Origin of the sequence: Alcaligenes sp. SDU_A2, from assembly GCF_038237375.1 — a bacterium.
In the GTDB taxonomy this organism is placed as follows: Bacteria; Pseudomonadota; Gammaproteobacteria; order Burkholderiales; family Burkholderiaceae_B; genus Alcaligenes.
Map to the genome: position 1 here is coordinate 2,379,221 of NZ_CP151273.1, position 25,561 is coordinate 2,404,781.

Sequence of the window (25,561 nt, forward strand, 5' to 3'; positions counted from 1 at the left end):
GTCACTCGAAGAAAAAAAGAAGCGCAGCAAAAGTCAGGGCCAATGTCAACGACACATACACGGCCAAGCGGGCCGGCAAAGCGTCGTCCACGCCGCTGCGGATCAAAAGCACGCGCAGCAAAACAGTCAGCACAATGGCACCCAGCACAGACACCAGCCAGGCCGGAAAATACGAACCGGCAATATAGACCGTGGGTGCACCCGCACATCCCCCCAGCAGCGCAGCACCTGCCACCCCTACGCTCAACCACATACCCCTCATGCCATCTCCTTGAGCCGGAAAAAACGGCATCCGCACGCCTTAAACCGAACCGCCACGATTGTATCCCGGAAGGTCGCGCCTTCTTTCCAGTCATACTTTATGCATATAGAAAATACAACTTTTAATTTTTATGAATATTAATTATATTGCAGCTACCGAGACTCCATGCTAGATCTCCAGCAATGTTAATGATTATGAACGACGTCAATCTGGCTTTAACCTTGTTGACCGCCGCCCTGATCAGCAACAGCCTGATCACGATCATTTCCACTCCCGCTCCTGCTCCGCTGATGCGGATTTTCCTGCAGTGTCGAGCAGCCAGGTATTTCAATCACGGCATCACTCCGAATGCCAATCTTTTTTATATCTGTTTTGCCTCCCCTTCTTTTTTTAAATGGATGGCAAATTTCCACAGAAAACTTTATCAGCGCCCGCATCGGCATTGTTGCCCTGGCGCATGCGCGCTCATCCTTATGAGCCTGCTCGGACTGGTACATCCGCTGAATGCGCCGATGCGAACGCCCCGCAAGCCGCTATGTACCATCGCTCCCCATCCCCTCTTTCCATAAGACAGGCCATGCCCACTCCCATGTATCTAGGACAGTCCCGTAATGCGCAACGCCACCGACTCGCCTACCGCAGCCGGGGTTCGGCCTGTGCCTGTACCCATCCGGCCATCCCCCTGATCCACCGCCGTCTTGAAAGCGGCGGGCCGGCCCGCCGCCAACAGTCCGCCGCCGCACCGACGCAAGAGATAGCCGCCTTCCAATCCGACAACGCGCTGGAACAAAAGCCGCTGGCCCTGGCGGCCAAGACCTATCTGGTCAATCTGCGCCTGTTCGACGGCCAGAGCACCCGCTTGCAAGAAGGCCTGGCCGTACAAATAGATCAGGGCCGCATCGCCGCTGTTCTGAACATAGCTCAGGTGCCCGCCGACGCCACCACCCTGGACTGCCGCAACAAAGTGCTGATGCCCGGCCTGATCGATGCACACTGGCACAGCCTGCTGTGTAGTGTGGATCAGATGACCGCCATGATGGCCGACCCGGCCGATCTGCATCTGATAGCGGCCAAAGAGGCGGAACGCACTTTGCTGCGCGGCTTTACCTCCGTGCGCGACGCAGGCGGCCCGAGCTTTTCTCTGAAACGCGGCATAGACATGGGACTGCTGCACGGCCCGCGCATCTACCCCTCGGGGGCCATGATCGCCCAGACCGGCGGCCATGCCGACTTTCGCATGCGCTACGAGCTGCCGCGCACAGACGGCGATCTTAGCCATGTGGAGCGGGCCGGCGTTGCCTGCATCGCCGATGGGGCCGACCAGGTGCTGCGCCGCGTGCGCGAACAATTAATGCTGGGGGCCAGCCAGATCAAGCTGATGGCCGGCGGCGGCGTCACTTCGCTGTACGACCCGCTGGAAGGCCTGCAATTCAGTGATGCGGAGCTGCGCGCCGCCGTCGGTGCCGCCCAGGACTGGGGAACCTACGTCATGGTCCATGTGTACTGCGCCAAAGGCATACAGCGCGCCGTCAAGGCAGGCGTACGATCCATCGAGCACGGCCAGTTGGCCGACGAAGAAACCGCGCGCATCATGGCCGGCGAAGGCGTCTGGTGGAGCCTGCAGCCCTTTCTGGGCGACGAGGATGCCAACACCCAGCGCGACCCGCGCAGCCAAGCCAAGCAACAGCAAGTGGCCACCGGCACCGTGCGTGCCTACGAGCTGGCCCAAAAGCACCAGATCCAGACAGCCTGGGGCACAGACATCCTGTTCAGCCCACAACATTTGCCGCGCCAGGGCCATATGCTGGCCAAGCTGACCCGTTTCTACGACCCGCTGACCGTGCTGAAGATGGCAACCGGCGACAACGGCCGCCTGCTGCAACTATCGGGCCTGCGCAATCCGTACGAAGGCGAACTGGGCGTAATCAAACCCGGCGCACTGGCCGACCTGCTGCTGATCGACGGCGACATCGAACGCAATCTGGACTTTCTGGACAATCCCGCACAAAACCTGCGTCTGATCATAAAAAACGGGCACATCTATAAAAATTCACTGCGCTAGATGTCCGTCAACAGCTGAACTCCCACACGGTCCCCTTTTGTTTTTCCTCAACCCAATCACTTTTGACACTTGCCCGGCCAAGCCATTCATTAAGGTATCCGCCTGCCAATACATACTAAACTCAAATACCCTCCCCCTACTTGGCCTGCCTTATGCTTTCTGAACTGTTATTGTTGATCAAACTCCTGGGACTGGGCCTGGCCTTTTTGCTGCCACTGGCCAACCCGCTGACCTCCATGGCACTGTTCCTGTCGCTGAGCGAATCCATGAGCAGTCAGGAGCGCCAGCGCCAACTGCGCCAGGCCACGCTATACGTCTTTGCCGCTTTGCTGGTCACCCACTACGCCGGAATCTGGATCATCGACGCCCTGAGCATTTCTATGGTGGACATGCGTATCGCAGGCGGCCTGATCGTGGCCTATATCGGCTTTCGCATGCTGTTCCCCACCCCCATCAGCACCGTGGTCGCCCACGCTGCCGACCAGTCCAATGCCGATAACAGCATCGCCTTCGTGCCACTGACCATGCCCGGTACGGTAGGGCCGGGCACCATGGCCCTGATCATCAGCGCTTCCTCCAAAATAGACAGCCTGCACAGCCAGTACCCACAATGGATGCTGCTGGCCGCCCCACCCCTGCTGGCTGCGTTGATCGCCTTACTGTTCTATGTATGCCTGCGCTCTTCCACCCGCATCGTCAAACTGATCGGACATAACGGCGTGGACGCCATCTCGCGCATCATGGGCTTTTTGCTGGTCTGCATGGCCGTCCAACTGGTGCTCGAAGGCGTACAACAATATGCCGCCAGCCTCCTGATCCATCACGCCACTGCCGCTTCCTGACGTCATGCGACCCCTGACCTTGCGCTTTACCCGCGTCTGCCTGCTGACGGCTTTTGCGCTGGCCCTGGCGGCCTGCGCCACAAGCCAAAGCGCCGATCCGTCCGCCGCCGCCATGCCCGCACGCGACCCGGTACCGGAGCCGCCCCGCCTGCATACAGACACAAACACCGTCCCCGCCACTGCGCAGTTGCTGCCCGGCCACGACTACACCCTGCCCGAACTGATTGATCTGGCCCAGCAACTGAATCCCAGCACCCGGATTGCCTGGGGGCAGGCCCAGCAAGCCGCGCAAGCCGCAGGCATGGTGCAAAGCGCCTATCTGCCGCTGATCTCGGCCAACATCGTGGGCGGCTATATGCGCAGCGACCGCAGCGACAGCACCCGCGTGCTCGGGCGCGACCTGGAACTGGACTACGACAGCCATCTTAGCGGGGCCATCCCAGCCCTGACCCTGAAGTGGCTTTTGTTCGACTTCGGCAAGCGGGCCGCGCTGCAGAAGGCCGCCGACCAGTTAGCATTGGCCAGCCGCATTACGTTCAGCGGCGTCCACCAGGCCGTGATTGCCGAGGTCTCCATCAGCTACTTCAACTACAACTCGGCACGCCGACGCGAACAGATCGCTGCCCAAGGCCTGAAAAACGCCACGCTGATCGAAGACATTGCCATAGAACGCGAACGCAATGGCTTGGGCACGCGCATCGAAGTGGCGCAAGCACGCCAGCTCAAGGCCCAGGCAAGGCTGCACCATGTCAATGCCGGCACCCAGGCCAGACAGTCCTACCAGATTCTGCTGGGAGCAGTGGGCCTGTCACCCGACAGCGAACTGGCCGTGGCCGACAGCAGCACGCGCGCCTTGCCCCAGGAACTGGACATCCCCGCTCCGGCCGCCTTGCAACAAGCCATCGCCCAGCGTCCCGATGTCCAAGCCATGCAGGCTGCCCACCAAGCCAGTCTGGCCGGCATAGAATCAGCCCAGGCCAGCTTCAGGCCCACGCTGGCACTGATGGGCTTTGTCTCCAAGCGCATGGGTTCGCTTAATGTGGGCCACTTGCCTGAACTCAGCACCCAGAGCGCTTCCAGCGGTGCCGTACTGGCCCTGTCAATTCCTCTGTACGATGCCGGCTTGCGCGCCAAACAGACACGGCAAGCCCAGCTACGCGCCCAGACCGCCCACGAACAAGTGCAGAAAACCGAGAAAGACGCGCACAAACAAATGGTCATTGCCGCCGACGCCCTGCGCGCCGCCCTGACCGCCCATCAGGCCGCCGATGCGCTGGTGCAAGCTGCCCAGATTACCTACGACGGCGCGCTGGAGTCCTACCAGGAAGGTCTGACGGGCATGACGCTGCTGACCGAAGCCCACAACGGCCTGTTGGGGGCTCAAGAAGCGCAAAGTGCCGCCCACGCCGCCGCCCTGGCCGGTTCAGTTAATCTGGCGTTTGCCATGGGTGCCCTGAACCAGGCACCGGTCAACTGATCGATTGCATCACAGCCACCGTACAATCCCATCCCCTGTTTGGGGTATACAAACAGCACTGACCGGCTGGCTATGATCCCCCCACCTATTCTGCCCAGACCCGGCACACAGACCGGCAGGGCAGCATCATCTGGCTCGGGGAAAACGGATCATGCCCATTACAAGAACACTCGGTCGCGCCGCTGGCGGCGCTCTTTTACTGGCCGCGCTAGGCGGCTGCGCCACACAGGTCGGCAACCTGCCACCCGCGCTGAACCCACAGGTTCAGCCCGCCAGCGTGCATCTGCCCGCCGGCGCAGTGGTCAGCATCCAGTTCCCCATGCTGGTCAGCCCTGCCGCCAAGGCAGCCCTGCAAAACGATTACCCCTGTCGCTACATCCGTTTCCTGGACCGCCCCTTTGCCGGTTGCAGCGGCTCGGAATTTAGCGGCGACTATGCGCCACTGCTGTTTGAAAGCTCGACCTACTATTCGGCGGAGCTCAAGACCGTATTAGGCCGCTACCTGCCCGAACATGCCATCCGTCTGGAGCCGCAACGCGTAGACTATGCCGATGGGCGTTTCACGACCACGCCGCTGCTGGCCTCCACCAGCCCCAGCGTGCTGGTGATCGAACTGTACGACTTTCCCAACGCCGTGCGCAGCGCTCAGGGCGCAGGCTACGCGCCGACCATCAATCTACGCACGGCCGGTGCCCAAAGCCCCAAAACCTGCGGCAATCTGCTGGTATCGGCCGGGCACCTGACCTTCAAGCCGCTCGCGGAAAACGCCTGCATACAGGCCGACGCACGCCGCGTCGGCGGCTTTTCGCCACTGAGCTATTTCGACGCACAGCCCCCCGAACTGGTGGACTACCCCAAGCAAGATAAAGCCCTGCACGCACCCGGCCAACTACTGACACTGCCCATGCTGTGGGAAAAGAACAAAGACGACTATATTCAAGCCAGCACTGCAGACGGCTTTGTCGTCAATGCCCGTAGCATCGACAACGCCACATCAGACTGGATCGCCCGCGTCAGCGCCCACCTACTGACCCAACTGGATATGCAGCAAGCTTTCCAGGCTGGCCTGGTTCATTACGCTGCCGACTACGATGCTGGATTAGCACAGCGCCTTGCCGCGCAAACGCTGCAAGCCGGCGACGACCGCAAGATCACCATACTGAACACCTTGCTGAACACAGAAAACCAGTGGCTGGCCGCCGAGAATCAGGCCATCGCCCAAGGCATCCTGAACGGCCGCTACGGCCAGAGCTTTCGCAGCACGCGACTGCTGCTGGCCCAGGCATACAATAAGTCGCAATCTCTGGGATGGCTGCAGGCAGGTGCCACATTGCTGGCCGGATTCAGCTCGGGCCTGCTGGGCGGGGTCGGAGCGTACAACCCCAGCGCGCTCATGAGCCAGACCCTCGCCAACGAAAGCTACTTTGCCGCCCGTCAGGACGAGCTGGGTCAGACACTACTGCAAGAACTGAACCCCGGCGTCACGCTGCGCGATCAGGTCCTGGAAGTCAACATCGAAGGCCTGAAGCAGAACATCAGCGGCGAGAGCCAAAGCCAGATCCGCAGTCAGTTGCTGGCCATCTACCAAAAGCTGGCCCGGTCATGATCCGGCACGCCGCCCTGGCCGCCATTTTGTGGGTCGCCGCCCTGCCCGCGCACGCCGCCTGCACGGCACCGCTACGCGAATTCGCGCTGCTGGCTGAAATCGGTGCCAGTACCGACACCGTCGCGGCCTACCGGGCCTTACCCGAGGCCTGCCGCTCGGCCCTGCTCCAAGCCGGCAAGGGACAGACTTTGCCGGCCCCGACCGACACAGCGGCCATCCTGTCGCTGGGCCGCCGCGTGCATCAAGATCAAATTGCGCAATCCTCCAACCGCACCTTCGAGCAACTGGCCCAGGCCGATATTCCCGACGCCAACGCCAATGCACTGCAAGGCTTAGGACCGGATAACGCATTCCAGGCGCTGTCCGGCATGGCGCTGGATATCGCCTCGGCCGGACTGGCCAGCCAGCAGCGCTGGGACGAATCGCGCCTGCTGGGCAGGATGGCGCGCCAAATGCGCGGCAACGAACGACACTGGTCGCAATACGGTTCCCTGACCGACGCAGGCGGCGCAACGGGAATAGACAGCAGCGCCACCGGCCCCGGCGGCTCCTCGCCAGCCGGCAGCAATATCATCACCACCCCGGCCCTGCCCATGCAGGCCGTGCAGAACGCGGACTGCATGGGCGATCTATCCTTTCTGGCCCCGCAGATGCGTGCCTACACCGCGCCGGAGCTGGTCCAGGTACGCGAAAGCCTGCTGGGCATAAAAATACAAGAGGCCCTGGCGGACGCGCGGCGCGTCAAGCCGGACAAACAACAGGCCATTGCCGAGTTTCGCCGCAGCGTCCAAGCCGCGATCGAGCAGGCCCAGATCGCTGCCGATGCCGCCGAGAATACGGACGGCTATGGCAATGTGGCCGTTCCAAAGGCTTTGAGCGACGAACTGCCGCTAGGCTATTCCTGTGGTCAAGGCAGCGCCGTCCATGCCTCCTCGGTCTGCATGCTGATCATGCTGCGTTGGCAGGCGCTGGCCCTGAGCAGCATGGTCGAACTGATACCGCGCTGCTGGCGATAGCCCTTCATGCATGGATGCGGTACTTGACCAAGCCGCTGCCTGTGGGTACTTTTGCTGTCACGCCTCGCACTCCCCTGGGGATCATGATGCACGTACCGCACTTCACCCTGAATACCCAAGGCCGGGACATCGCCGTCGGCGATATTCACGGCAGTTTCAGCGCCCTGCAGGCGGCCTTGCGCCAGATCCGTTTCGACCCCGACAAAGACAGGCTATTTTCCGTCGGCGACCTGGTCGACCACGGCCCCGAGTCCCGGCAGGTCCTGGACTGGCTGGCCCAGCCTTGGTTTCACGCAATTGCCGGCAACCACGAACTGATGACCTGGCGGCGAGCCATAGGCCAACCCGTCCAGGAATTCGACCACCGCGTGCTGGGCGGCTTGTGGCTGGACGACTGCCCACCCGACGAACAGCAACGCATTGCCCAGGGCCTGCAAACCTTGCCCCTGGCCATGGAAGTGGCCACACCCGACGGTCTGGTGGGCATCGTGCATGCCGACTTCCCCTACGAAGACTGGACGGCCATCCATGACCCTGCCTTCGATGCCGACGATCAATACGTCTGCATGTGGTCCATAGACCGCTACGAATCGCGCTACGCCGAGCCGGTGCGCAACATCCGCGCCCTCGTCCACGGCCATCGCACCACCCGCAGCATGCTGCGCCTGGGCAATGTGTACTTTATTGATACCGGCGGCTGGCGCCTTGGCGGCCATTTCACGCTTCTGGATCTGCACACCCTGAGCCCTTTACGCTGACGCGCCGGTCCCCATTTCGCTATACTGTCGCGCTGCACAGGTTCGATCAGCCTGATTAACGTGTGTCATGTCATGCTCACGAGGAGCACTCATTTGAACCGCCGAAACTTCATGCTGGCGACCCCGACCGCCGCGCTTGGGTCCTTGATCCTGCCATCCACCAGCGTCGCAGCGCCCGTGGCCGTCCACAACAACACTCAACTATTGCCCCGTCGCGGCAAAGGGCCGCGCATCGTCATCTGCGGAGGCGGCTGGGGCGGCATGACGGCGGCACGGCATCTGGTCAGGCTCATCCCCAACGCGGACGTCGTTTTGCTCGAACGCAACCCGACCTTCTGGTCCGGCCCCATGAGCAACAAGTGGCTGATCGATATCGTCAATACTGATTTCCTTAACCACGACATGCTGGCCCCGGCCATCAAATATGGCTACACGCTAGTCAACACCGAAGTCACCGCCTTCGAGCGCGACAAGAAAATCGTGCGCACCACCCAGGGTGCCATTTCCTACGATTACCTGATTTTGTCCGGCGGCATACGCAACGCCTACGACGCCTGGTTCGGCAACGACCTGCATGCCGCAGAATATACGCGCCAGCATTTTCCCAACGCCTACATTCCCAACGCGGAAATGTTCGCGCTCAAGAACAAGCTCAAAGCCTTCAAGGGCGGCACCATCGTCATGACGCTACCGCCGCCCCCGCACCGCTGCCCACCGTCGCCTTACGAGCGCGCCTGTCTGATGGCCTGGCACATCAAGCACAACAAGATTCCGGGCAAAATCATCATCCTGGACCCCAAGCCCAAGATTGCCCCTATCGGCGAGGGCTACCGCGCCGCCTTCGAGGAACTGTATCCAGACATCATCACCCACGTGCCCAATGCCGTCGTGCGCGAGGTCGACCCCTTTAACAAGCGCATCAAGACCGCTGCGGGCGATTTCGACTTTGACGACGCCGTGCTGATGCCGCCCCACCAGGCCGCCGACATGGTCTGGCACGCCGGCCTGATCGGCACCGACCCAGACGGCAAACCCACAGGCTGGGCCGATATGCACCCGCGCCTGTACACCGCCAGAAGCGACCAAGATGTCTACATCGTGGGTGACTCGATGGGCTTTATCTCCGACCAGTTCGGCCATTACCCGAAAAGCGCGCACGTGGCCCACGCCATCGCCAAAATCGTCGCCCAGAATATCGCCGAGCGGGTGGCTGGCAAGGACGTGGTACCGGTACTGCCAGACAACCTGTGCTACATGATGGTCAACGGCGATCCCCAGGAAGAGATTTCCGTTAAATTTGAATACGAAGTAGACCCCAGCGGCAAAGTGCTGCAGACACAGATCGACATGGATGTGCGCACCAGCGACCTCGTCCAGGAAGACTTCCAATGGATCAAGAGCCGTTTCAATGACTTTCTCTAAGACACCCGCACGCTTTGCCCGCCGCCGCCAGTTACTGTTGGGTGCGGCCGCGGGCCTGGGCACCGCCTGGGCTCCCACTGTGCTGCAGGCACAGCCGGCCTTCCAGCAGCTCCTTAAACCCGCCACGCCCGCCCAAGTGCAGGCCATCGTGGACGAATTCCTGCAAGGCGCGGTACCGCTGGAACAAGGCCTGAAACTGGAAATGCCGGTCTTGGGCGACAACCCCTCTGCCGTGCCGGCCAAGGCGATTCTGGAACTGCCCATCACCCCGGACTCGTACTGCAAGGAACTGGTCATCCTGGCCGAAGGCAATCCCCATCCGCTGGCCTGCCGGTTTACCTTCACCCCACTGGCCGGCACCACCGAAGTGGCGGTGCGGCTACGCCTGATCGAAACCCAACACGTACGCGCCCTGGCCCGCATGAGCGATGGCCGCTGCCTGAGCGCACGCCACCACATCACCGTAACCGCCGGCGGCTGCGGCATGTAAACCAAGAGACATCATGAGCAAACCACGTATCTGGATCAGCAATGCCTCGCCCAAGGCCGGCGAACTGGTGCGCGTGCGCGCCCTGGTCGAACACCGCATGGAAAGCGGCCTGCGCCAAGGCGCAGACGGCAAGGAAATCCCGCGCAACATCATCAAGGTATTTCAAGCCACGTTGGATGGCGAACCCTTGTTCACCTGGAACCCCGAAACCGCCATTTCCCAGAACCCCTACATCGAGTTCACTTTTGTCGCGAGTCGCTCCGGTCAGTTGCAGATGAGCTGGACTGACGATGCGGGCACCACCATCACCGGACAGACCTCCCTGACCCTGGCGGGCTGATTTACAACACTGGGGGCCGGGTCCAAAAAACCGGCCACGCCAGCATCCACGCCCTTCATGCCTCCGGTGCATATGCACATGCCGTTCAGTCCTGATGAGAATGCTACTCTTGGCCTCCTCTCATTCCCACTGTTGCAAACGGATACGTAAAACGCCATGCGCACTCCCCACCTAGGCCGACTGGCCGCTATCGCCCTCCTTGCCTGGAGCGCCGCCCCCTTGTCGGCGTGGGCCGGGCAATCCACGTTCGATGTCACGGTTGCCGCCGGCTCCTGTGCCAATTGCCACGGACCGGGCGGACAATCGAACACGCTCATCCCCACCCTGGCCGGACGCCCCGAAGCAGTCCTGCTGTCCCAATTACAGGCCTTCAAATCCGATGCGCCGCCTCCCAACACCACGATCATGAACCGCCTGATCAAAGGCTTCAGCGACGACGAACTGGCCGCCCTGGCCCGTCATTTCTCGCAGATCACTGTCAAACCCAACACTGGTACGGAAGGCCGCTGATATGAAATCCCCCGCAACATTCACCCGTCGCCAATGGTTGAGCCGTGTCGGACAAACGACTGCGGCCGGTGTCGCCCTGCTATCGGTTCCCGGTCTGGCCCGCGCAGCGGCCGGGCAGGTCGTGGTCATCGGCGGTGGCTTTGGCGGCGCAACCGCCGCCCGCTACATCAAGCAACGCAACCCGGCCATCCAGGTCACCTTGGTCGAACCATCGCGCACCTTCTATACCTGCCCCTTCACCAATCTGTATCTGGCTGGCCTGCGCACCTTCGAGCAGCAAGGCCACGGTTTTGACGACCTGCGGGCCGCCGGCATCACCGTCGTTCACGATGTCGCCACTGCCGTCGATACCACCGGCAAAAAAGTGACGCTGTCCCAGGGACAGGTGTTGCCCTACGACAAACTGCTGCTCTCGCCCGGCATCGACTTTCGCTGGGGTGCGCTGCAAGGCTACGACCAGGCCGCGGCCGAACTGGCTCCGCACGCCTGGAAAGCCGGAGATCAAACGCGCCTGCTCAAGCGCCAACTGGACGCCATGCGCGACGGCGGCACCTTCGTCATGGTGGCACCGGAAAACCCCTTCCGCTGCCCGCCCGGCCCCTACGAACGGGTCAGCATGGTGGCGCACTACCTTAAGCAAAACAAACCCAAATCCAAGATTCTGATCCTGGACGCCAAAGACGCCTTCTCCAAACAGGGCCTGTTCCAGGACGGTTGGAAAAAACACTATGGCGACCTGATCGAGTGGGTGCCCATGTCCAAGGACGGCAAGGTCGTGCGCGTGGACGCCAAGAACCTGAGCGTGGAAACCGAATTCGGCCAGATCCATAAAGCGGACGTGCTGAACGTCATCCCGCCCCAGAAAGCCGGAGCCATCGCCGAAAAAGCCGGTGTCACCAACGCCAGCGGCTGGGTACCCATCAAACCCGATACCTTCGAATCCGAGCTGGTGGCCGATGTCTACGTGGTGGGCGACGCCACCATTGCCTCGCCCATGCCCAAGTCCGGCTTTGTCGCCAACACGCAAGGCAAAGTGGCCGCTGCCGCCATCGTCAACGCGCTGGCCGGCAAACCCGCTGCCCAGGCATCTTTTGCCAATACCTGCTACAGTCTGATCGCCCCGGATTACGGCATCTCGGTCGGCCACCTGTATGGTGTTGCGCAAGGCAAAATCGTCGAAGCATCGGGCGGTGTCAGCCCCAAAGAGGCCGATGCCACCTTCCGCAAACTGGAAGCCCAATACGGCGAAGCCTGGTACAAGGCCATTACCCGCGACATTTGGGGTACGCGCGCCTGAACCAGGGGCTTTCTCTATCCACCACCTTCTTTCGCGCATGGAAAACACTGAACTCGTACTCTGGACCAGCCTGGCCATCGGCATTCTATTCGGCGTTTGCGCCCAGGCCACGGGTTTCTGCCTGCATCGCGGCTTAAAAGAAGTCTGGACCGGACGCAGCGGCTACAAACTGCACGCCTTCGCCGCGGCCCTGGCCGTTGCCCTGGCCGGTACCCAACTGGCCTATGGGCAGGGACTGGTCGACATCGGCCGGTCTCTATACCTGGCCCCCACCATCTCGTGGCTGCTGCTGCCGTTGGGCGGACTGCTGTTCGGTCTGGGCATGGGCCTGGCCAATGGTTGCGGCGCGCGCGCCCTGGTCTTGCTGGGACAGGGCAATCTCCGCTCCCTGGTGGTGTTGCTGTGCCTGGGCATTGCCGCCTATATCACGCTGACCGGCCTGCTGGCTCCACTGCGTCTGTACTTAGCGCAAATCAGCAGTCTGACCCTGCCCGCCGCCACACTGGCACCGGGCCTGCCCAGAACCGTGCTTGTCTGGACGCTAGTAGGGGGACTGCTGCTGTTTGCCCTGTCGCCCCGCCAAAGCGGCCAGCGGCTGGGCGACCTGCTCGGCGGCCTGGTCATCGGCCTGCTGATCGTGGCCGGCTGGCTGACCACAGGCTGGCTGGGCAACGACCCGTTCGAGCCACAGCCTGTCACATCACTCAGTTTTGTGGCTCCAGTCGGCGATGCCATCCAATACGCCATGATCGCCACCGGCATGAGCCCGCGCTTTGGCATACTGCTGGTGCTGGGCGTGCTGAGCGGCTCCTTCCTGACCGCCCTGCTGCGTGGTCGCCTGCAACTGGAAGGCTTTGAATCCCCCCGCCAGATGGCCCGCTACATTGCCGGCGGCTTGCTGATGGGCGTGGGCGGCATCCTGGCCCTGGGTTGCACCATAGGCCAGGGACTGACCGGTCTGTCCACCCTGGCCTACAGCTCCTTCATTGCCGCCTTGGCACTGGTGGCTGGTGCCCGTCTGGCCCTGGCGCTGAACCCAGACAAGACCTGAATCTGGGCCTGCCTGACCGGAACAGCATTTCCGATCAGGCAGACCGTACTGACAGCAACGGCGCTTAAAAGTCCATCGACGCCGACAACATAAAGGTGCGCGGGGCCCCCAAGCCCAGGCTGGTGTAATGCGGCTTGGCCCAATACGCCTTGTTGGTCAGGTTAAGCACACTGGCCCGCACCGTCACCGGACGTCCGGCCACCGTAGCGGCATAACGCGCCCCTACATCAAACAAGGTCCGGCCCGGTGCCGCCAAGGAATTATCCGCATTGATGTACTGGCGCGATACCGTCGTCGCATTCGCCGTCAAGGTCAGCCCCCGCGCCCAGGGCGTATCCCACTCCACCCCTGCCTTGGCCTGCCACTTGGGAATGCCGGTAGCCTGCCTGCCCTGGTTCACGCCGCCCGCTGTCTGGGTCATCTTGGCATCGATGTAGGCAATCCCCCCCATCAAGCGCACGTTTTCCATCGACGAACCGAAGAACGTCCATTCGATTCCCCGGTTACGCTGCTCGCCGCCGAAAGAAAAAATAGCACTGGCCGGGTCCAGATAACTGCTGGGCCGCTTGATCTCGAACAGGCTGACCGTATGGGCAAACTGCCCCAGATCGAACTTCAGGCCCACTTCCTTTTGCCGGGTCTTGAACGGCGCAAACACCTCGCCGGCATTCAAGGCCGTGGTTGGCGCAATCGCCCCCTGGCTCAAGCCCTCGATATAGTTGGCATACACAGATAGCTCGTCCGTGGCCTTGATCAACAATGCCGCCGCCGGGGTCGTGGCGCTTTGATCGTAACGCTGGCCCATGCGCTTGCCGGTCACCCCGTGAAAACTTTCCGTGACTACATTCTGACGACGCAGCCCCAGCGTCAATTGGACACGCTCGTCGGCAAACGACAAGGTATCGGCCAGTCCGTAACTGGTCAGGCGCGTTTCGCTGCGGTTGATCGGCTGAGGATTAAACAACGATGGACGCGGCCCCCAAACCGGATCATACAAATTGGTGACCCAATCCTTGGACAGCACGCCACGGCGCGCATTTAACTGATAGTCCTCTTTATAGTGGGTCACATTCATGGCAAGGCGATGCCCGACTGGTCCGGTCTGGAACTGCCCTTGCACCCCCACTTCCCCCGACTTGCGCTTGACCTTGTCGGACACATCGCCCAGATTGGTCCGATAGTCACCCGCGCTGTTGAACACCTGAGCGACCGCCGAGCTTTGCGAGGCAAAATCCGTCCTGCTGGTACCGGCGGCCGCATACGCCATCCAACGCTCGTTAATATCAAACTCGCCGCGCAGCATGGCACCCTGGTCCTTGACATCGTTAAAGGCCCAGCTCGGGTTAAGCAAGGTATCCGGACTGGGCGGCGCGGGCAATTCCAGCCCAGGTGCCAGAGTAATGCCCCGGGTCGGGCCATCCACACGTTCCTTGCTGTGGTACAGATCGGCCGACAAGCGCACCCGCTCTGCACGCCAGTCCATGCCCACCGAGGCCAGCTGAACTTTCTTTTTCTGATCGCGTACCGCACTTTCGCCGTCACGATAAACGCCATTGACCCGAATACCGAACTGCTTGTTTTCGCCGAAACGCCGTCCCATGTCGATATGCCCGCCAAATTCGCTGTCCGACATATAGGTAGTCGTCAAACGCAGCAGGGGATCGTCACCGGCGCGCTTGGGCACCAGATTGACCGCTCCGCCAACCGACCCTTTAGGCGGCATACCATTCAGCAAGGCCGACGGCCCTTTCAAGACCTCGATGCGCTCGAACATCTCCGGCGAGCTGCGATAGTACGGGGCCATGCCGGCCAAACCACCAACGGTCACATCACCAATATTGGATGCAAAGCCGCGAATCGAAAAACTCTCCAGATTCTGCCCGGCCACCCCGCTGTTAAAAACCGTAGGATCGGTCGCGGCGATCACATCGCTGATGTCCCTGGCCTGCCGGTTCTGAATAAACTCCTCGGTATAGCTGACCGTGCTGAACGGCGTTTCCATGAAATCCTTGTCGCCCAGCAACCCTACACGCCCACCCGTGGCCACTTGCCCACCCGCATACGCCGGAAGTACAGCTTCGGTGCGCCCCTGCACCGTCACACTGGATAACGTCGGCACATCCCGGCTTGCCGCTGCAGAATCAGCCAGCGGCGCATCTGCTGCCTGCACTGGGACTGCCGCCAGCGCCAAGCCTACCAACAAGGCATTGCGCACCGCCATCGCCGTGCCATTCAAACCAAAAACAGGCTGGTTCACCGCTTGCGCCGCCGATACCGTGCTAAGCCCACATAGCTGACGTGCGCTCATGCCCGTTCCCCTTGTGCCTGGGCAGAAGCAACATGGATACAAATATCAATAATACGAACGTAAATCATTTTGATAAGCAATCAATAAATAAAAATAAAAAATCACGGAGCCATCAAATCACGCGCAGTACACACGACACAGCTGGAGCCGGAGCATGCCCCACGCCACCACCACCACCACCACCACCACCACCACCACCACCACCAACAACAACAACAACAACAACAACAACAACAACAACAACAACAACAACGCAGAACACCACAATGGCAAAGCGCAGCCGACACACCCAATTCATCAGCCACTAATCAATAAGCCAACTAATAAAATTAATGCTATACCCTACTGAAATCAGTCCCTTACCCTAGCCAACGGCTTGATGACAGCATAATCACGTCAATTAGTTACATCATGCTAAACTAATTAATCGCAAATAACAATCATTCTCGACACTGTCGGGAACACTCTATGACCGAGACAAAAACTCGAAGCGGCCCAGGCCGCCCACGCACCATCACTTCCGAGCGCATCATCCAGGCAGGCACCGAATTAGGCCTGCGCCACATCACGTTCACCGGACTGGCGGCCAAGCTAAAGGTCAGCCATATCGCGCTCTATAAACATGTGTCCGGCCTGGAGGCGCTGAAACGTCTGGTGGCCGACGCCATCTTCCTGCGCTGGCCTTTCCCCGATCCGGAACAAGGCACACTGAGCGATCTGGAACAGTATCTGCACACGTTAAGCGCCTCTTTCCAGGCGCTGATCAAGACCCATCCGGGCCTGTCTCCCTACCTGCTGCGCCGGGCAGCGGCTTCACCCGCCATGTTGGAAAAAATCGCCGCCCATCAGGCCCGCGTCGCCCACGCCTATGCCCTGCCACCCGCCAGCGCCCGCTGGGCACTGGCCACCCTGGCCTTTCACGCCATTGCCGTGGCTGACGCCGTCTACGCCTTCATCGACGACCCCGCCTTGCGCCACCCCGACGACAGCCAGGATCAGGTCGAAATCGAAACCGAACTGGCCTCGGGCATGGCCGCGCTGGTCAGCGGCATCATCGCCCGACTTGACCACGATCTGGATAAGACGCCCGGCAAGCCGAGCGCTACGACAACCCAATAGGCATGCCTATTGACTCGGCAACATCCGGTCCACCTCCTGCATCCAGGCTCGATCGCACGGCACCGGCGTAGCCGCGTGTTGGCCATGCAACCTGAAATGCACCACATTGCACCACTCCTGCGACCCGTAATCGGGACCGTGGCCCTGGCCGTCCGATACGCCTAACTGACGATCGACTCGTTCCATCCAGGCTGCTCCGCCCACCTCCTGCGCCGGGGCAAGGCCTTGGCATGCCGCCAAGAAAAACAAAGGCAAAACGAACAGCACACGCATACCCACTCCTGAATCGTCAAAACGCCCTTTATAGCAGTTCAAGCCTGGCCCTGGATAAATAACTCCGAACCCGCTCCCCCCCCCCTCCAGAGCAACACCCCGATTCCCCGCCCTTATCGGCCAAGCAGATTTCGCGAAAGGCGCACCGAGTGGATCAAAAATAAACAATCACAAAAGCGGCAGCGCAATACACACAGAACGCCGCTGCGCACGCACCGTAATCACAATAGATAGGCAGCCAAAACAGAAACTACCGAGATAAATAGACTGTCCAGCTCCTACAATACACACTCGCCGCTATACTCATGACGTACTAAACAAAAAAATATCGATCGGGAGGTTTTACATGACTTGGTTAAAAACCGGCACATTCACGCTATTGGCTTTACTGGCCGGCTGCAAAACACATATCAGCACCGAAATCAAACAGAGCGATCTGAACGCATCGGCCAACAAACTGATTGCTGGTCAATTAATGATCGAGGTCGCCGGCTGCAACGACTACCAAGACTCGCGCAAACCATCCAGTTCGGTGCTGGATGTACAGAAAATGATCCCCGCCATTTTCAGCGATGCCACTTACGTAGAGTGTTTCCGGCAAAAAATGGATTCGTACGCCCGATTCAGCCTGCCAGTTGCCCTGGATGTAGACCGCGATGACACGATCTTTTCCAACGATCACATCAACTTCCGTCGCGACGAACACGCCTTGCTAAAAGTCGTCATCCCCAAAAAAGTCAAAGAACGACTGGATGCAAACACCAAACGCAATCTAGGCAGTACAAACCTTGACTTGAATTTTCATATCCAATTGCTCAACGACACGGAACAGCCACTGGACTTCAATGCCTATGCGGTTTTTATCAATGGATCACCGCAAATCATCAACACGCTGCAATTACCCAAAAACGAACGCATACAGATCACCCTATCTAATGTTTCCGTTCAAACAGCTATCCAACATTCACAGGCTTTAGTTCTGACCAAGCCCTAAATCCAGCAGCCAATTCCTGTCATTATTTCCACGCCACCACCCTACCCACAATACCGTCCATATCACTGACAAAAAACATTCAAACAAAGCCAAAAAATCAGGAATTGCCTGTATCGGTCATTCCCTCCCAGGCAATAACGTCAGGATATTGATCAGGCTCATGGGTACACCGCACAACCAACAACAAAGCCCCTCGCGGGGCTTTGTTGTTGGTTGCTAAACAGCGTATCACCAGCAGTGATCAATCGTCCACGCCAGTTCGCTCCCCTCAGCGCAATGCTTGCAGCACGGCTGCATGAAAAGCGTCATAATCCACCACCATACGGCCACCCGTCTTGGATTGCGCTCCCAGAATCACGATGACCACGCCAGACTCCGGATGAATATACATGGACTGACCATACACACCCCGTGCGGAAAACGCACCACGGTGTACAGGATCATCCGTGGGCTTATCGTACGTCCACCATTGATAGCCGTATCCTTTATCCGGCGTGGCGCTGCGCGTGGCCGTCTCGAACCACGCATCCGGTACAAGCTGCTGGCCATTGAGCACGCCCTTGTCCGCATAAAACTTTGCCAGTCGCGCATAGTCTCGCAGCGTCGCCGCATACCCTCCTCCAGCAGTAATGGGCCCCTCTGGCGAGAGCACCCACCAGCGGCCATCCTGCTCCATCCCTAAGGGTTGCCACAGCTTTTCCGACAGATAATCCTGCACAGGCTTGCCCACCGCCGCTTCCAGCAAAGCGCCCACCAGGTAGGTTTCCCCCGTGCTGTAGTTGTATTGCGTGCCGGGCTGATGCGCGCGCTTTAACGTCGCCATGAACGTCAAAAACTCGCCGGGCTGCTGCCTATATTGCATTTCAAGCACCTGACGGCGGTCCGACTTCGGATCATTGTAGGTTTCATCCCAGCGAACCCCGGAGCGCATCTGCAAGATCTGCTCAACCGTCACGCCGTCATACCCGCTGCCCTTGAGCGCGGGCAAGTACTTCACCACCTGATCTTGAACACTGCCGATATGGCCATCTTGGATAGCAACACCAACAAGGGTAGAAGTCAGTGACTTAATCATCGACGCAGACAGCCAGCGCGTCTGCTCGTTAATGCCCAGGTTGTACTGCTCCATCACGACCTTGCCATCTTTCAGAATCATCAGGCCAGCGACACGATTCAATGCCAGAAAATCGTACAGATCATAAGTCTTGTCGTGCTGCCTGATGCTGAGCGCCGGCAGTGTAATCGACGACGTCTCGAACGGCACGGCAGCAGCCCCTTTTCGAATCGTTGCCGACGGAACCAGCACATCGACATGACTCAACACTTGCACCATGTCATCCGGCATCAGTTGACCATCGAAAAGATGATTGATTTTCTCTTGGTCTATCTTGACAGACGACGCGCCGGCCGGTGCCCCCACCAACCCCAGCGCAGCCCCAGCCACCAGAACACGAGCAAACAAACGCATACCCCCTCCTTTTTATTAACACGTTAATTATTAACGTAGTTAAACAGACCGCTTCCGCTGTCTCAATCAGGGTTAATCACTAGCAGGACAAGCTATTCACAAAAACCAAGGTATAGACTATTTGCGCGTTTATCTAGTTAGTGACAATCAACCGCTCATCCTGATACTCGCCAACCCAACACTTCGCGCTAGCCATGTACTTAATCGTTGCGCTGTGCCGTACGCCTAAGCTAGCCGCTATGGCAGCGGTGCGTCGGGATCTCTAAAGCGATCGCCGCCATCGCCCCGCTGCATCGAACGCAGCCATCTGCACAACAGGTTGGCGGCAAAAAATGGATTCATACATCCGATTTAGCCCGTCTGTTACTCTGGCTGCAAATCACAGAGATTCGCTTCACTCAAACGGTCGTATTAATGTGCGCCAGCATAAAAATTTTCACCGTCGTCATTCCCAAAACGGTCGCCTGTCAATCACACTATCCAATATTTGCGTGTAAACGACCATCAAAAGCTCGCAGGCTCTCGTTTTGGTCCAGCGCTAAAGTCCCCGCTTGCGACCTTGTCTCTACCTAAGGAAGGGGCAATAATCACGCTGACGCACCGAGCATCAAAACTGATTTCCAAGCCATATCGGTAAAGTCATCAAACGTACTTCCAGGGAGGTCGATTATGGCCTCTTTTTTTAAGCACTTATTTTCTTTTGCGGAACACTCATGAAATTGCATTCCATTTTATTCGGCGGAGCTGCGTTGATAATAACAACAACAGCATACGCCACCGAGCTGCCCGTCTACGACCCTAGCGCCTATTGCGAGAACCTCTCGACCGTCTCTGGAGGTTCGGCAACCATAAAGAACCAGTGCATTGCCATGGAGCAAAGCTCCTACAACAATCTGAAGCAGTCGTGGGAATCCATACCCGGCAAAACACAAACCTATTGCCAAAATCTGGCCCGCACCGCAGGTAATAGCTACACCATGCTCGAGAACTGCATACAGATGGAATCCAGTGCTTTAAAAGCACCTCCAAAATTCCAGTTTTAAGCGCCCTTTCCCCAATATAAAGTGTAATACCTGCGCAATATCATTTTTTATACTTTAAGCAGCACTCGGTATTGGGGGATTTTCTACTTCCTAGTGATTGGATGGCAGAACAGAATAATGAGGGTTGGGAAATACCCCCTTTTTAGCGATTGCCTACGGGTCTTAACCCTGTGCGGTTGGAACGGCGTGATCAAGCGTGTCTAGTGAATGCCTATCCCCCGTTTATGAGGTAGATCCCACTTGGTTGACACCTAGCAGCAGAAAACAAAAAAGCCACCCGATTGGGTGGCTTTAATGTCCTGATTTAACAGGGGTATTCTGGTGGCGCATCCCTGATTCGAACAGGGGACCTGCGGATTATGATTCCGTCGCTCTAACCTGCTGAGCTAATGCGCCGAAGAAAAAATTATAGCAAGTTTTTCTGGTTTGGCAAATGTTTTTGTAGATTTTTTTGCCCTACTCTGTGAAAAAACCACCGACATCACCCCAAAACCCGCATGAACACTGGGTTTGGCATGAAAAAACTTTTCTGCTGCCCACGAGAAAATGTCACATAACGTATCCAAATTGTGCTTTCGCGTCGATGCTGCCGGCACCAGTGCTGGTGCTGCCGCAAGCCGTCGCCGTGCTGCATGGTGTGCATGGCATATAACGCGTTGATGATCATCAATCGTAACGGTAATCAAGTATTGCTACACTTGCGCCTTGGCGATCCGCCTGCTTTGCCCCCAATCCAGTCCGTGACCCGGACTCCGACCGGAGCTTTTTTCTATGGCCAGTACGCTTGCTATTCTTGTTTCACTGTTGTTGTTGATGTTTCTTGCTTATAGGGGGGTGACGGTACTGTTGCTGGCCCCTTTGATGGCGGCGCTGGCCGTGCTGCTGTCGGGCGATGCGGGCTTTTTGCTGCCTATCTATACCTCGACCTTCATGAGCGCGCTCAGTAATTATGTGCTCCAGTTCCTGCCTATTTTTCTGCTGGGCGCTCTGTTCGGACAGTTGATGGCTGACTCGGGCGCGGCCCACAGCATTGCGCAGTGGATTACGCGCAAGCTGGGGCATCGCCACGCCATTGCCACGGTGGTGATTGCCTGCGGCGTGCTGACCTACGGCGGCGTGTCGCTGTTTGTGGTGGCCTTTGCGATCTACCCCATTGCCAAGAACCTGTTTCAGCAGGCCAATCTCCCCAAGCGGCTGATTCCTGCTTCGATTGCGTTGGGCTCGTTCACGTTTACCATGACCGCCCTGCCCGGCACGCCCGCCATCCAGAACGCCATCCCCATCCCTTATTACGGCACGAACGTGTTCGCCGCCCCGGGCCTGGGCATTATCGGCGGGCTTGTCATGGCGTTGGGCGGCTTATGGTGGTTGCAGTCGCGCGCCAACAAGGCCGCGGCCGCCGGTGAAGGTTATGGCGAGCACCTGGAAGACCTGGGCGACATTCCGGAGCAAGACCAGCAAGGCTTCAGCCACATGCCGCTGTTCCTGGCTGTACTGCCTCTGCTGCTGGTGATCGGCGTCAATGCCCTGTTCACCTATGGCATCTTCCCAGGTACGAACTTTGACTTCCTGGCCGAGCGCTTTCCGCAAGTGACGCCAGCCAAGATCACCGGCCTGTGGGCCTTGATCATTGCGCTGGTGGTTGCCAATATGGTGTTGATCGTCAGCCGCCTGGGCCATTGGAAGAATCTGCGCGAAAGCATCAACAAAGGCGTGTTCGGCTTTATGCTGCCACTGTTCAATACAGCCTCGGAAGTGGGCTATGGCGCGGTTATCGCCAGCCTGACCGGCTTTGTGATCATCCGCGACTTTGTCCTGAATCTGGCTCCCGGCAATCCGCTGATCTCCGAAGCCGTGGCCATGACCACGCTGGCTGGCATTACCGGATCTTCTTCTGGCGGCCTGAGCATTGCACTGCAGACACTGGGTTCGGATTACCTGCACATGGCTCAACAAGCGGGCATCAGCCCCGAACTGCTGCACCGCGTGGCGGTAATGGCAGCTGGTGGCCTGGACACCCTGCCGCACTGCGGCGCAGTCATCACGCTGCTGTCGATCTGCAAGCTGAATCATCGCCAGTCCTACGGCAATATCGCTATCGTAACGATGGCGGTACCGCTGGTTGCGGTAGCGGTCGTCATTACGCTGGGCACGCTGTTCGGCAGCTTCTGATCTGTACTGCTTAAGTAGCGGCAAGCCAGCCGCAAGGCTGGCCCAGACGCTTGATAAACCCCCTGTTTTTTTAAGCAGCGGGGTTTATTTTTTACCCGCCACTTCACGATAGATAACTTGGCCGAAACAGCCATCAACCGGTGCAACAGATTGGACTGTCAGCAATCCAGGCCTTCGCAAAGCCTGCCACAGGCTGTGATACTGCTACAGGCTGCGCAACCGAAAACGATGCAGCCAAACCGGCCAGCCACCGAAACCCTTGTCCACGAGTCGATCAGTAAAAACACCAAGAATCGAAAAGCCGACTGTAACCCACTGTTCTTAATGAACAAAAATGGATGATAACAAAATCAATATAATCATTATCATTCAAATCGAATCCATTCTCCGTCACTATCCTAACAACTTGATCCTTACAAGGTTAGTGAACTAATCGAATCAGGCTGAGTCAAGCTGCCCAACGGAAAACAACGGGTTGGCAAGGCTCCATACAACTACAACGATTCGGAGACACGCATGCAATTTGGCCACCAACCCTACCCTCGGATCTGACAAGTCCCCTCTCCAGGCAGCTCTGTGCGGCGCAACATCTCCTACCCGCCCGTGTCGCGACGACGCGGCGGCTATCTGTATTACTCGGCCGTCGGGGTGCTGACCGAGGTGCAAGTCGACCGCAAGAGCGGCGAACAAACGCTGCTATCCGCGCACACCTGGGTAGACTGCGGCGCGCCCATTGTGCCGCAACTGGTCATGAGTCAGGCCGAAGGTGGACTGGCCATGGGCCTGGGGCAAGCCTGGTATGAAGACATGCCGCTGTACGAGGGAGGCCCCGGCGACGGAACCTGGAACTTTCATCGCTACCGCCTGCCGCGTGCCAAGGATGTGGCGGTCTGGAATACCCGCTTTGAGCTGTTGGAGCCCCTGTCCGAAACCGATGCCCCCAAGGGCATTGCTGAAGTGGTCATGATCCCGATTATTGCTTCCGCCGTCAGCGGCGTAAATCACGCCACCGGGCAATTCTTTCGTGAACTGCCCGTGACCGCCGAAAAAATCAAGGAGCGTCTGGCATGAGCAAGCCAAACAAAAAACTGCGCCTGAACATCAACCGGGTAGACCTGCAAGCGATGGAAGTCAGCCAGGATCTGCCTATGATCGACTTTCTGCACGAATACGCCGGCTTGACCGGCACACACCTGGGCTGCGGGATGGGTATTTGCCACGCCTGTGTGGTAATCGTCGACCACCCGGCCGGGCGCAGCGAAGAAATACAGACCTGTATCACGCCGGCCAGCTACTTTGAAGGCAAAAAAGTACGAACCATCGAAGCGCACGCCCGGCGCGACGATCAGGACAAGGTCACCGAACTGCATCCAGTGCAGCAGGCCTTTCTGGAGCATTTTGCCTTCCAGTGCGGCTACTGTACGCCGGGCTTTGTCAACGCCGGTATCGTGCTGTATGGAGCATTGCAGAAAAAACCCGTTGCGCGTGAACAGGTCGAAACCAAGGTGGCAGAAGGCCTGCAGAATCACATCTGCCGCTGCACGGGCTATGTCCGCTACCATCAGGCCATGAGAGACTTGATTCTGACCACACCGGGCCTGGTCAGCTAGGCGTTCTGCCGGGGACGGCCGGCGGCCTGCCCCGGCGCGATGCGCTTTGGCCATGCTACGATCAAGACGCTATCATTTGTCTTTATCGTTGATCAAGGAGCACACCATGAACAACACCTACTCTCTGACCGAGCTGGGCCGTGAGGCTGTTCGCCAATTCGTGCTGGATCGTGGTCTGCCTGATTTGAATCTGGATGCCTATTACGCCGCCGCCGAAGTAGAAGCCGATAACTTCAACCAAGACGGAAGCCAGCGCGGCCAGATCGAAATTGCACCGCCTTGCAGCAAAGACGGGCTTATCCATACCCTGCTGCTGGAAAAACACTGGTTCAGCGCCCAGCCCGTTCTAGACGTTCCCGACGAAGACCCTTTATTCTGAAGCACGCGCCCGTTCCAGCACGGGCGCTCCTTCTGGCTGGCCTGGCATGCTAATCGACCTGCAGGCCCATCGTGCCGGCCAGTCGCCCAAAGCGATCTATATCTCCCCACACCCTGTCCCGAAACCCCTGCACGCTTGCCTGGGCATCCGGTGCCTGGGGCGTATAGCCCAGGGCCAGTAGCTCTTGTTGCAATGCCGGCTCGGCCACGGCCTGTTGCACCGCATTATTCAGGCGCTGCAACACGGCTGGCGGCGTGTGGGACGGTGCCAATAAACCATGCCACTGATCCAGCTCGAACGGCTGGCCCAGGATCTGCGCCACGGTCGGCACCTGGGGCAAAACAGGACTACGCTGGGGCGACGTCACCGCCAAAGCACGCAAATGTCCGGATGCGATCAGCGCCGAGGCGCTGGACAGAGTGACAATGCCCACCGGCACTTGGCCAGCCGCCACATCGTTCAAAGCCGGACCACAGCCCCGATACGGAATATGCAACAAAGAAACGCCGCTGACCTGGTGCAGCATTTCTGCGGTCAGATGCTGGGGCGTACCATTGCCACAAGATGCAAAAGCCAACGCCGGTTCCGAGCGCACCTGCAAGACCTGCTGCAAGGACGCAATGTCCGAATCGGCAGCGGTCACCACCACAGAAGGCACAAAGCCCACATTGGCCACCGGCGCAAGATCCCCCTTGGGGTCAAAACCCAGATCGCGGTAAACGCCGGGGTTAATGGCGAAAGAGCTATTGGCCATCAGCAAGGTATGGCCATCGGCCCGCGCATACGCCACGGCACGCGCACCGATATTGCCGCTGGCCCCTGGCCGGTTATCGACAATAACAGCCTGCCCCAGGCTTTTGTGCAGCCGTTCGCCCAACTTGCGGGCCAACAGATCGGTACCTCCCCCTGGGGGAAATGTGACAATAATCGTGATCGGGCGGCTGGGATAAGCCTGCGCCTGCGCAGCAGTGGTGCCATTGACAGGTCCGGACAGTGCCAACGAAGCGGCCAGCGCCGCACCCACCAGGGTGCAACGCTTTAAGAACAACAACATAAAGCTTC

General features: G+C 58.9%; 26 protein-coding genes and 1 tRNA gene. 21 read left to right on the forward strand and 6 right to left on the reverse strand.

Annotated elements, in window-relative coordinates; genetic code table 11:
* Position 1: 1 nt before the first annotated feature.
* Entirely contained in the window at positions 2–262 is a 261-nt protein-coding gene (locus AADW57_RS11070; protein ID WP_341666955.1) for a YtcA family lipoprotein, read from the reverse strand.
* A gap of 194 nt (positions 263–456) precedes the next feature.
* On the opposite strand from AADW57_RS11070, the gene AADW57_RS11075 reads away from it, so the two are divergent.
* From AADW57_RS11075 to AADW57_RS11135, 13 genes are all read left to right on the forward strand, one after another.
* A complete protein-coding gene (locus AADW57_RS11075; protein WP_341666956.1) occupies positions 457–831 on the forward strand; it encodes a hypothetical protein in 375 nt (124 codons plus the stop codon).
* A gap of 8 nt (positions 832–839) precedes the next feature.
* Positions 840–2,324 (forward strand): metal-dependent hydrolase family protein, encoded by a 1,485-nt coding sequence (locus tag AADW57_RS11080; protein ID WP_341666957.1) that lies wholly within the window; start codon positions 840–842, stop codon positions 2,322–2,324.
* Between the two features lie 152 nt (positions 2,325–2,476).
* Positions 2,477–3,166, forward strand: coding sequence for a MarC family NAAT transporter (locus AADW57_RS11085; RefSeq protein WP_341666958.1), 690 nt, complete (start codon positions 2,477–2,479; stop codon positions 3,164–3,166).
* Between the two features lie 4 nt (positions 3,167–3,170).
* Positions 3,171–4,643: a TolC family protein gene (locus tag AADW57_RS11090; RefSeq protein WP_341666959.1), complete on the forward strand. Its 1,473-nt coding sequence runs from the start codon at positions 3,171–3,173 to the stop codon at positions 4,641–4,643.
* A 151-nt stretch (positions 4,644–4,794) separates the two neighbouring features.
* A complete protein-coding gene (locus AADW57_RS11095; protein ID WP_341666960.1) occupies positions 4,795–6,249 on the forward strand; it encodes a hypothetical protein in 1,455 nt (484 codons plus the stop codon).
* Complete coding sequence (locus AADW57_RS11100; RefSeq protein WP_341666961.1) at positions 6,246–7,265, forward strand: hypothetical protein; 1,020 nt, start codon at positions 6,246–6,248, stop codon at positions 7,263–7,265. The genes AADW57_RS11095 and AADW57_RS11100 overlap by 4 nt, the downstream gene beginning before the upstream one ends.
* A gap of 23 nt (positions 7,266–7,288) precedes the next feature.
* The gene (locus AADW57_RS11105; protein WP_341666962.1) at positions 7,289–8,023 is read left to right on the forward strand and encodes a metallophosphoesterase; all 735 of its coding nucleotides are present in this window, start codon (positions 7,289–7,291) and stop codon (positions 8,021–8,023) included.
* 93 nt (positions 8,024–8,116) lie between these two features.
* The gene (locus AADW57_RS11110; RefSeq protein WP_341666963.1) at positions 8,117–9,445 is read left to right on the forward strand and encodes an FAD-dependent oxidoreductase; all 1,329 of its coding nucleotides are present in this window, start codon (positions 8,117–8,119) and stop codon (positions 9,443–9,445) included.
* Positions 9,432–9,935, forward strand: coding sequence for a thiosulfate oxidation carrier protein SoxY (locus AADW57_RS11115; protein ID WP_341666964.1), 504 nt, complete (start codon positions 9,432–9,434; stop codon positions 9,933–9,935). Before AADW57_RS11110 ends, AADW57_RS11115 begins: the two co-directional genes overlap by 14 nt.
* 13 nt (positions 9,936–9,948) lie before the next feature.
* Positions 9,949–10,275 carry a thiosulfate oxidation carrier complex protein SoxZ gene (gene soxZ, locus AADW57_RS11120; RefSeq protein ID WP_341666965.1) on the forward strand — a complete coding sequence of 109 codons (327 nt, stop codon included), beginning with the start codon at positions 9,949–9,951 and terminating at the stop codon, positions 10,273–10,275.
* A 156-nt stretch (positions 10,276–10,431) separates the two neighbouring features.
* Positions 10,432–10,785, forward strand: a complete 354-nt coding sequence (locus AADW57_RS11125) for a c-type cytochrome (RefSeq protein WP_341666966.1) — start codon at positions 10,432–10,434, stop codon at positions 10,783–10,785.
* Between the two features lies 1 nt (position 10,786).
* On the forward strand, positions 10,787–12,082 hold the full coding sequence (locus tag AADW57_RS11130; RefSeq protein WP_341666967.1) for an NAD(P)/FAD-dependent oxidoreductase: 1,296 nt from the start codon (positions 10,787–10,789) through the stop codon (positions 12,080–12,082).
* A 37-nt stretch (positions 12,083–12,119) separates the two neighbouring features.
* A complete protein-coding gene (locus tag AADW57_RS11135) occupies positions 12,120–13,133 on the forward strand; it encodes a YeeE/YedE family protein (protein ID WP_341666968.1) in 1,014 nt (337 codons plus the stop codon).
* 64 nt (positions 13,134–13,197) lie between these two features.
* Here the strand turns inward: AADW57_RS11135 and AADW57_RS11140 are convergent, their stop codons facing one another.
* Positions 13,198–15,354 (reverse strand): TonB-dependent receptor, encoded by a 2,157-nt coding sequence (locus AADW57_RS11140; protein ID WP_445819204.1) that lies wholly within the window; start codon positions 15,352–15,354, stop codon positions 13,198–13,200.
* Positions 15,355–15,595: 241 nt separating this feature from the next.
* Here AADW57_RS11140 and AADW57_RS11145 point away from each other — a divergent pair, with 241 nt between their 5' ends.
* Complete coding sequence (locus AADW57_RS11145; protein ID WP_341666970.1) at positions 15,596–15,790, forward strand: hypothetical protein; 195 nt, start codon at positions 15,596–15,598, stop codon at positions 15,788–15,790.
* 119 nt (positions 15,791–15,909) lie between these two features.
* Positions 15,910–16,560, forward strand: a complete 651-nt coding sequence (locus tag AADW57_RS11150) for a TetR/AcrR family transcriptional regulator (RefSeq protein WP_341666971.1) — start codon at positions 15,910–15,912, stop codon at positions 16,558–16,560.
* Positions 16,561–16,566: 6 nt separating this feature from the next.
* Here AADW57_RS11150 and AADW57_RS11155 read toward each other — a convergent pair whose 3' ends face one another.
* Positions 16,567–16,833 carry a hypothetical protein gene (locus AADW57_RS11155; protein ID WP_341666972.1) on the reverse strand — a complete coding sequence of 89 codons (267 nt, stop codon included), beginning with the start codon at positions 16,831–16,833 and terminating at the stop codon, positions 16,567–16,569.
* Between the two features lie 346 nt (positions 16,834–17,179).
* Here AADW57_RS11155 and AADW57_RS11160 point away from each other — a divergent pair, with 346 nt between their 5' ends.
* Positions 17,180–17,827 (forward strand): DUF7424 family protein, encoded by a 648-nt coding sequence (locus AADW57_RS11160; RefSeq protein WP_341666973.1) that lies wholly within the window; start codon positions 17,180–17,182, stop codon positions 17,825–17,827.
* 268 nt (positions 17,828–18,095) lie between these two features.
* Here the strand turns inward: AADW57_RS11160 and AADW57_RS11165 are convergent, their stop codons facing one another.
* Entirely contained in the window at positions 18,096–19,295 is a 1,200-nt protein-coding gene (locus AADW57_RS11165; protein WP_341666974.1) for a serine hydrolase domain-containing protein, read from the reverse strand.
* A 713-nt stretch (positions 19,296–20,008) separates the two neighbouring features.
* On the opposite strand from AADW57_RS11165, the gene AADW57_RS11170 reads away from it, so the two are divergent.
* Positions 20,009–20,338 (forward strand): hypothetical protein, encoded by a 330-nt coding sequence (locus tag AADW57_RS11170; protein ID WP_341666975.1) that lies wholly within the window; start codon positions 20,009–20,011, stop codon positions 20,336–20,338.
* Between the two features lie 319 nt (positions 20,339–20,657).
* Here AADW57_RS11170 and AADW57_RS11175 read toward each other — a convergent pair.
* Positions 20,658–20,734 (reverse strand) — tRNA-Met (locus AADW57_RS11175).
* Between the two features lie 375 nt (positions 20,735–21,109).
* On the opposite strand from AADW57_RS11175, the gene AADW57_RS11180 reads away from it, so the two are divergent.
* The 4 genes from AADW57_RS11180 to AADW57_RS11195 all read left to right on the forward strand — a co-directional run bounded on the left by AADW57_RS11180 (position 21,110) and on the right by AADW57_RS11195 (position 24,499).
* Positions 21,110–22,510, forward strand: a complete 1,401-nt coding sequence (locus tag AADW57_RS11180; RefSeq protein ID WP_341666976.1) for a GntP family permease — start codon at positions 21,110–21,112, stop codon at positions 22,508–22,510.
* A gap of 576 nt (positions 22,511–23,086) precedes the next feature.
* On the forward strand, positions 23,087–23,581 hold the full coding sequence (locus AADW57_RS11185; protein WP_341666977.1) for a molybdopterin cofactor-binding domain-containing protein: 495 nt from the start codon (positions 23,087–23,089) through the stop codon (positions 23,579–23,581).
* Complete coding sequence (locus tag AADW57_RS11190; protein ID WP_341666978.1) at positions 23,578–24,120, forward strand: (2Fe-2S)-binding protein; 543 nt, start codon at positions 23,578–23,580, stop codon at positions 24,118–24,120. Before AADW57_RS11185 ends, AADW57_RS11190 begins: the two co-directional genes overlap by 4 nt.
* Before the next feature lie 106 nt (positions 24,121–24,226).
* On the forward strand, positions 24,227–24,499 hold the full coding sequence (locus AADW57_RS11195) for a hypothetical protein (RefSeq protein ID WP_341666979.1): 273 nt from the start codon (positions 24,227–24,229) through the stop codon (positions 24,497–24,499).
* A 49-nt stretch (positions 24,500–24,548) separates the two neighbouring features.
* Here AADW57_RS11195 and AADW57_RS11200 read toward each other — a convergent pair whose 3' ends face one another.
* On the reverse strand, positions 24,549–25,553 hold the full coding sequence (locus tag AADW57_RS11200; RefSeq protein ID WP_341666980.1) for a tripartite tricarboxylate transporter substrate binding protein: 1,005 nt from the start codon (positions 25,551–25,553) through the stop codon (positions 24,549–24,551).
* Between the last annotated feature and the right edge of the window lie 8 nt (positions 25,554–25,561).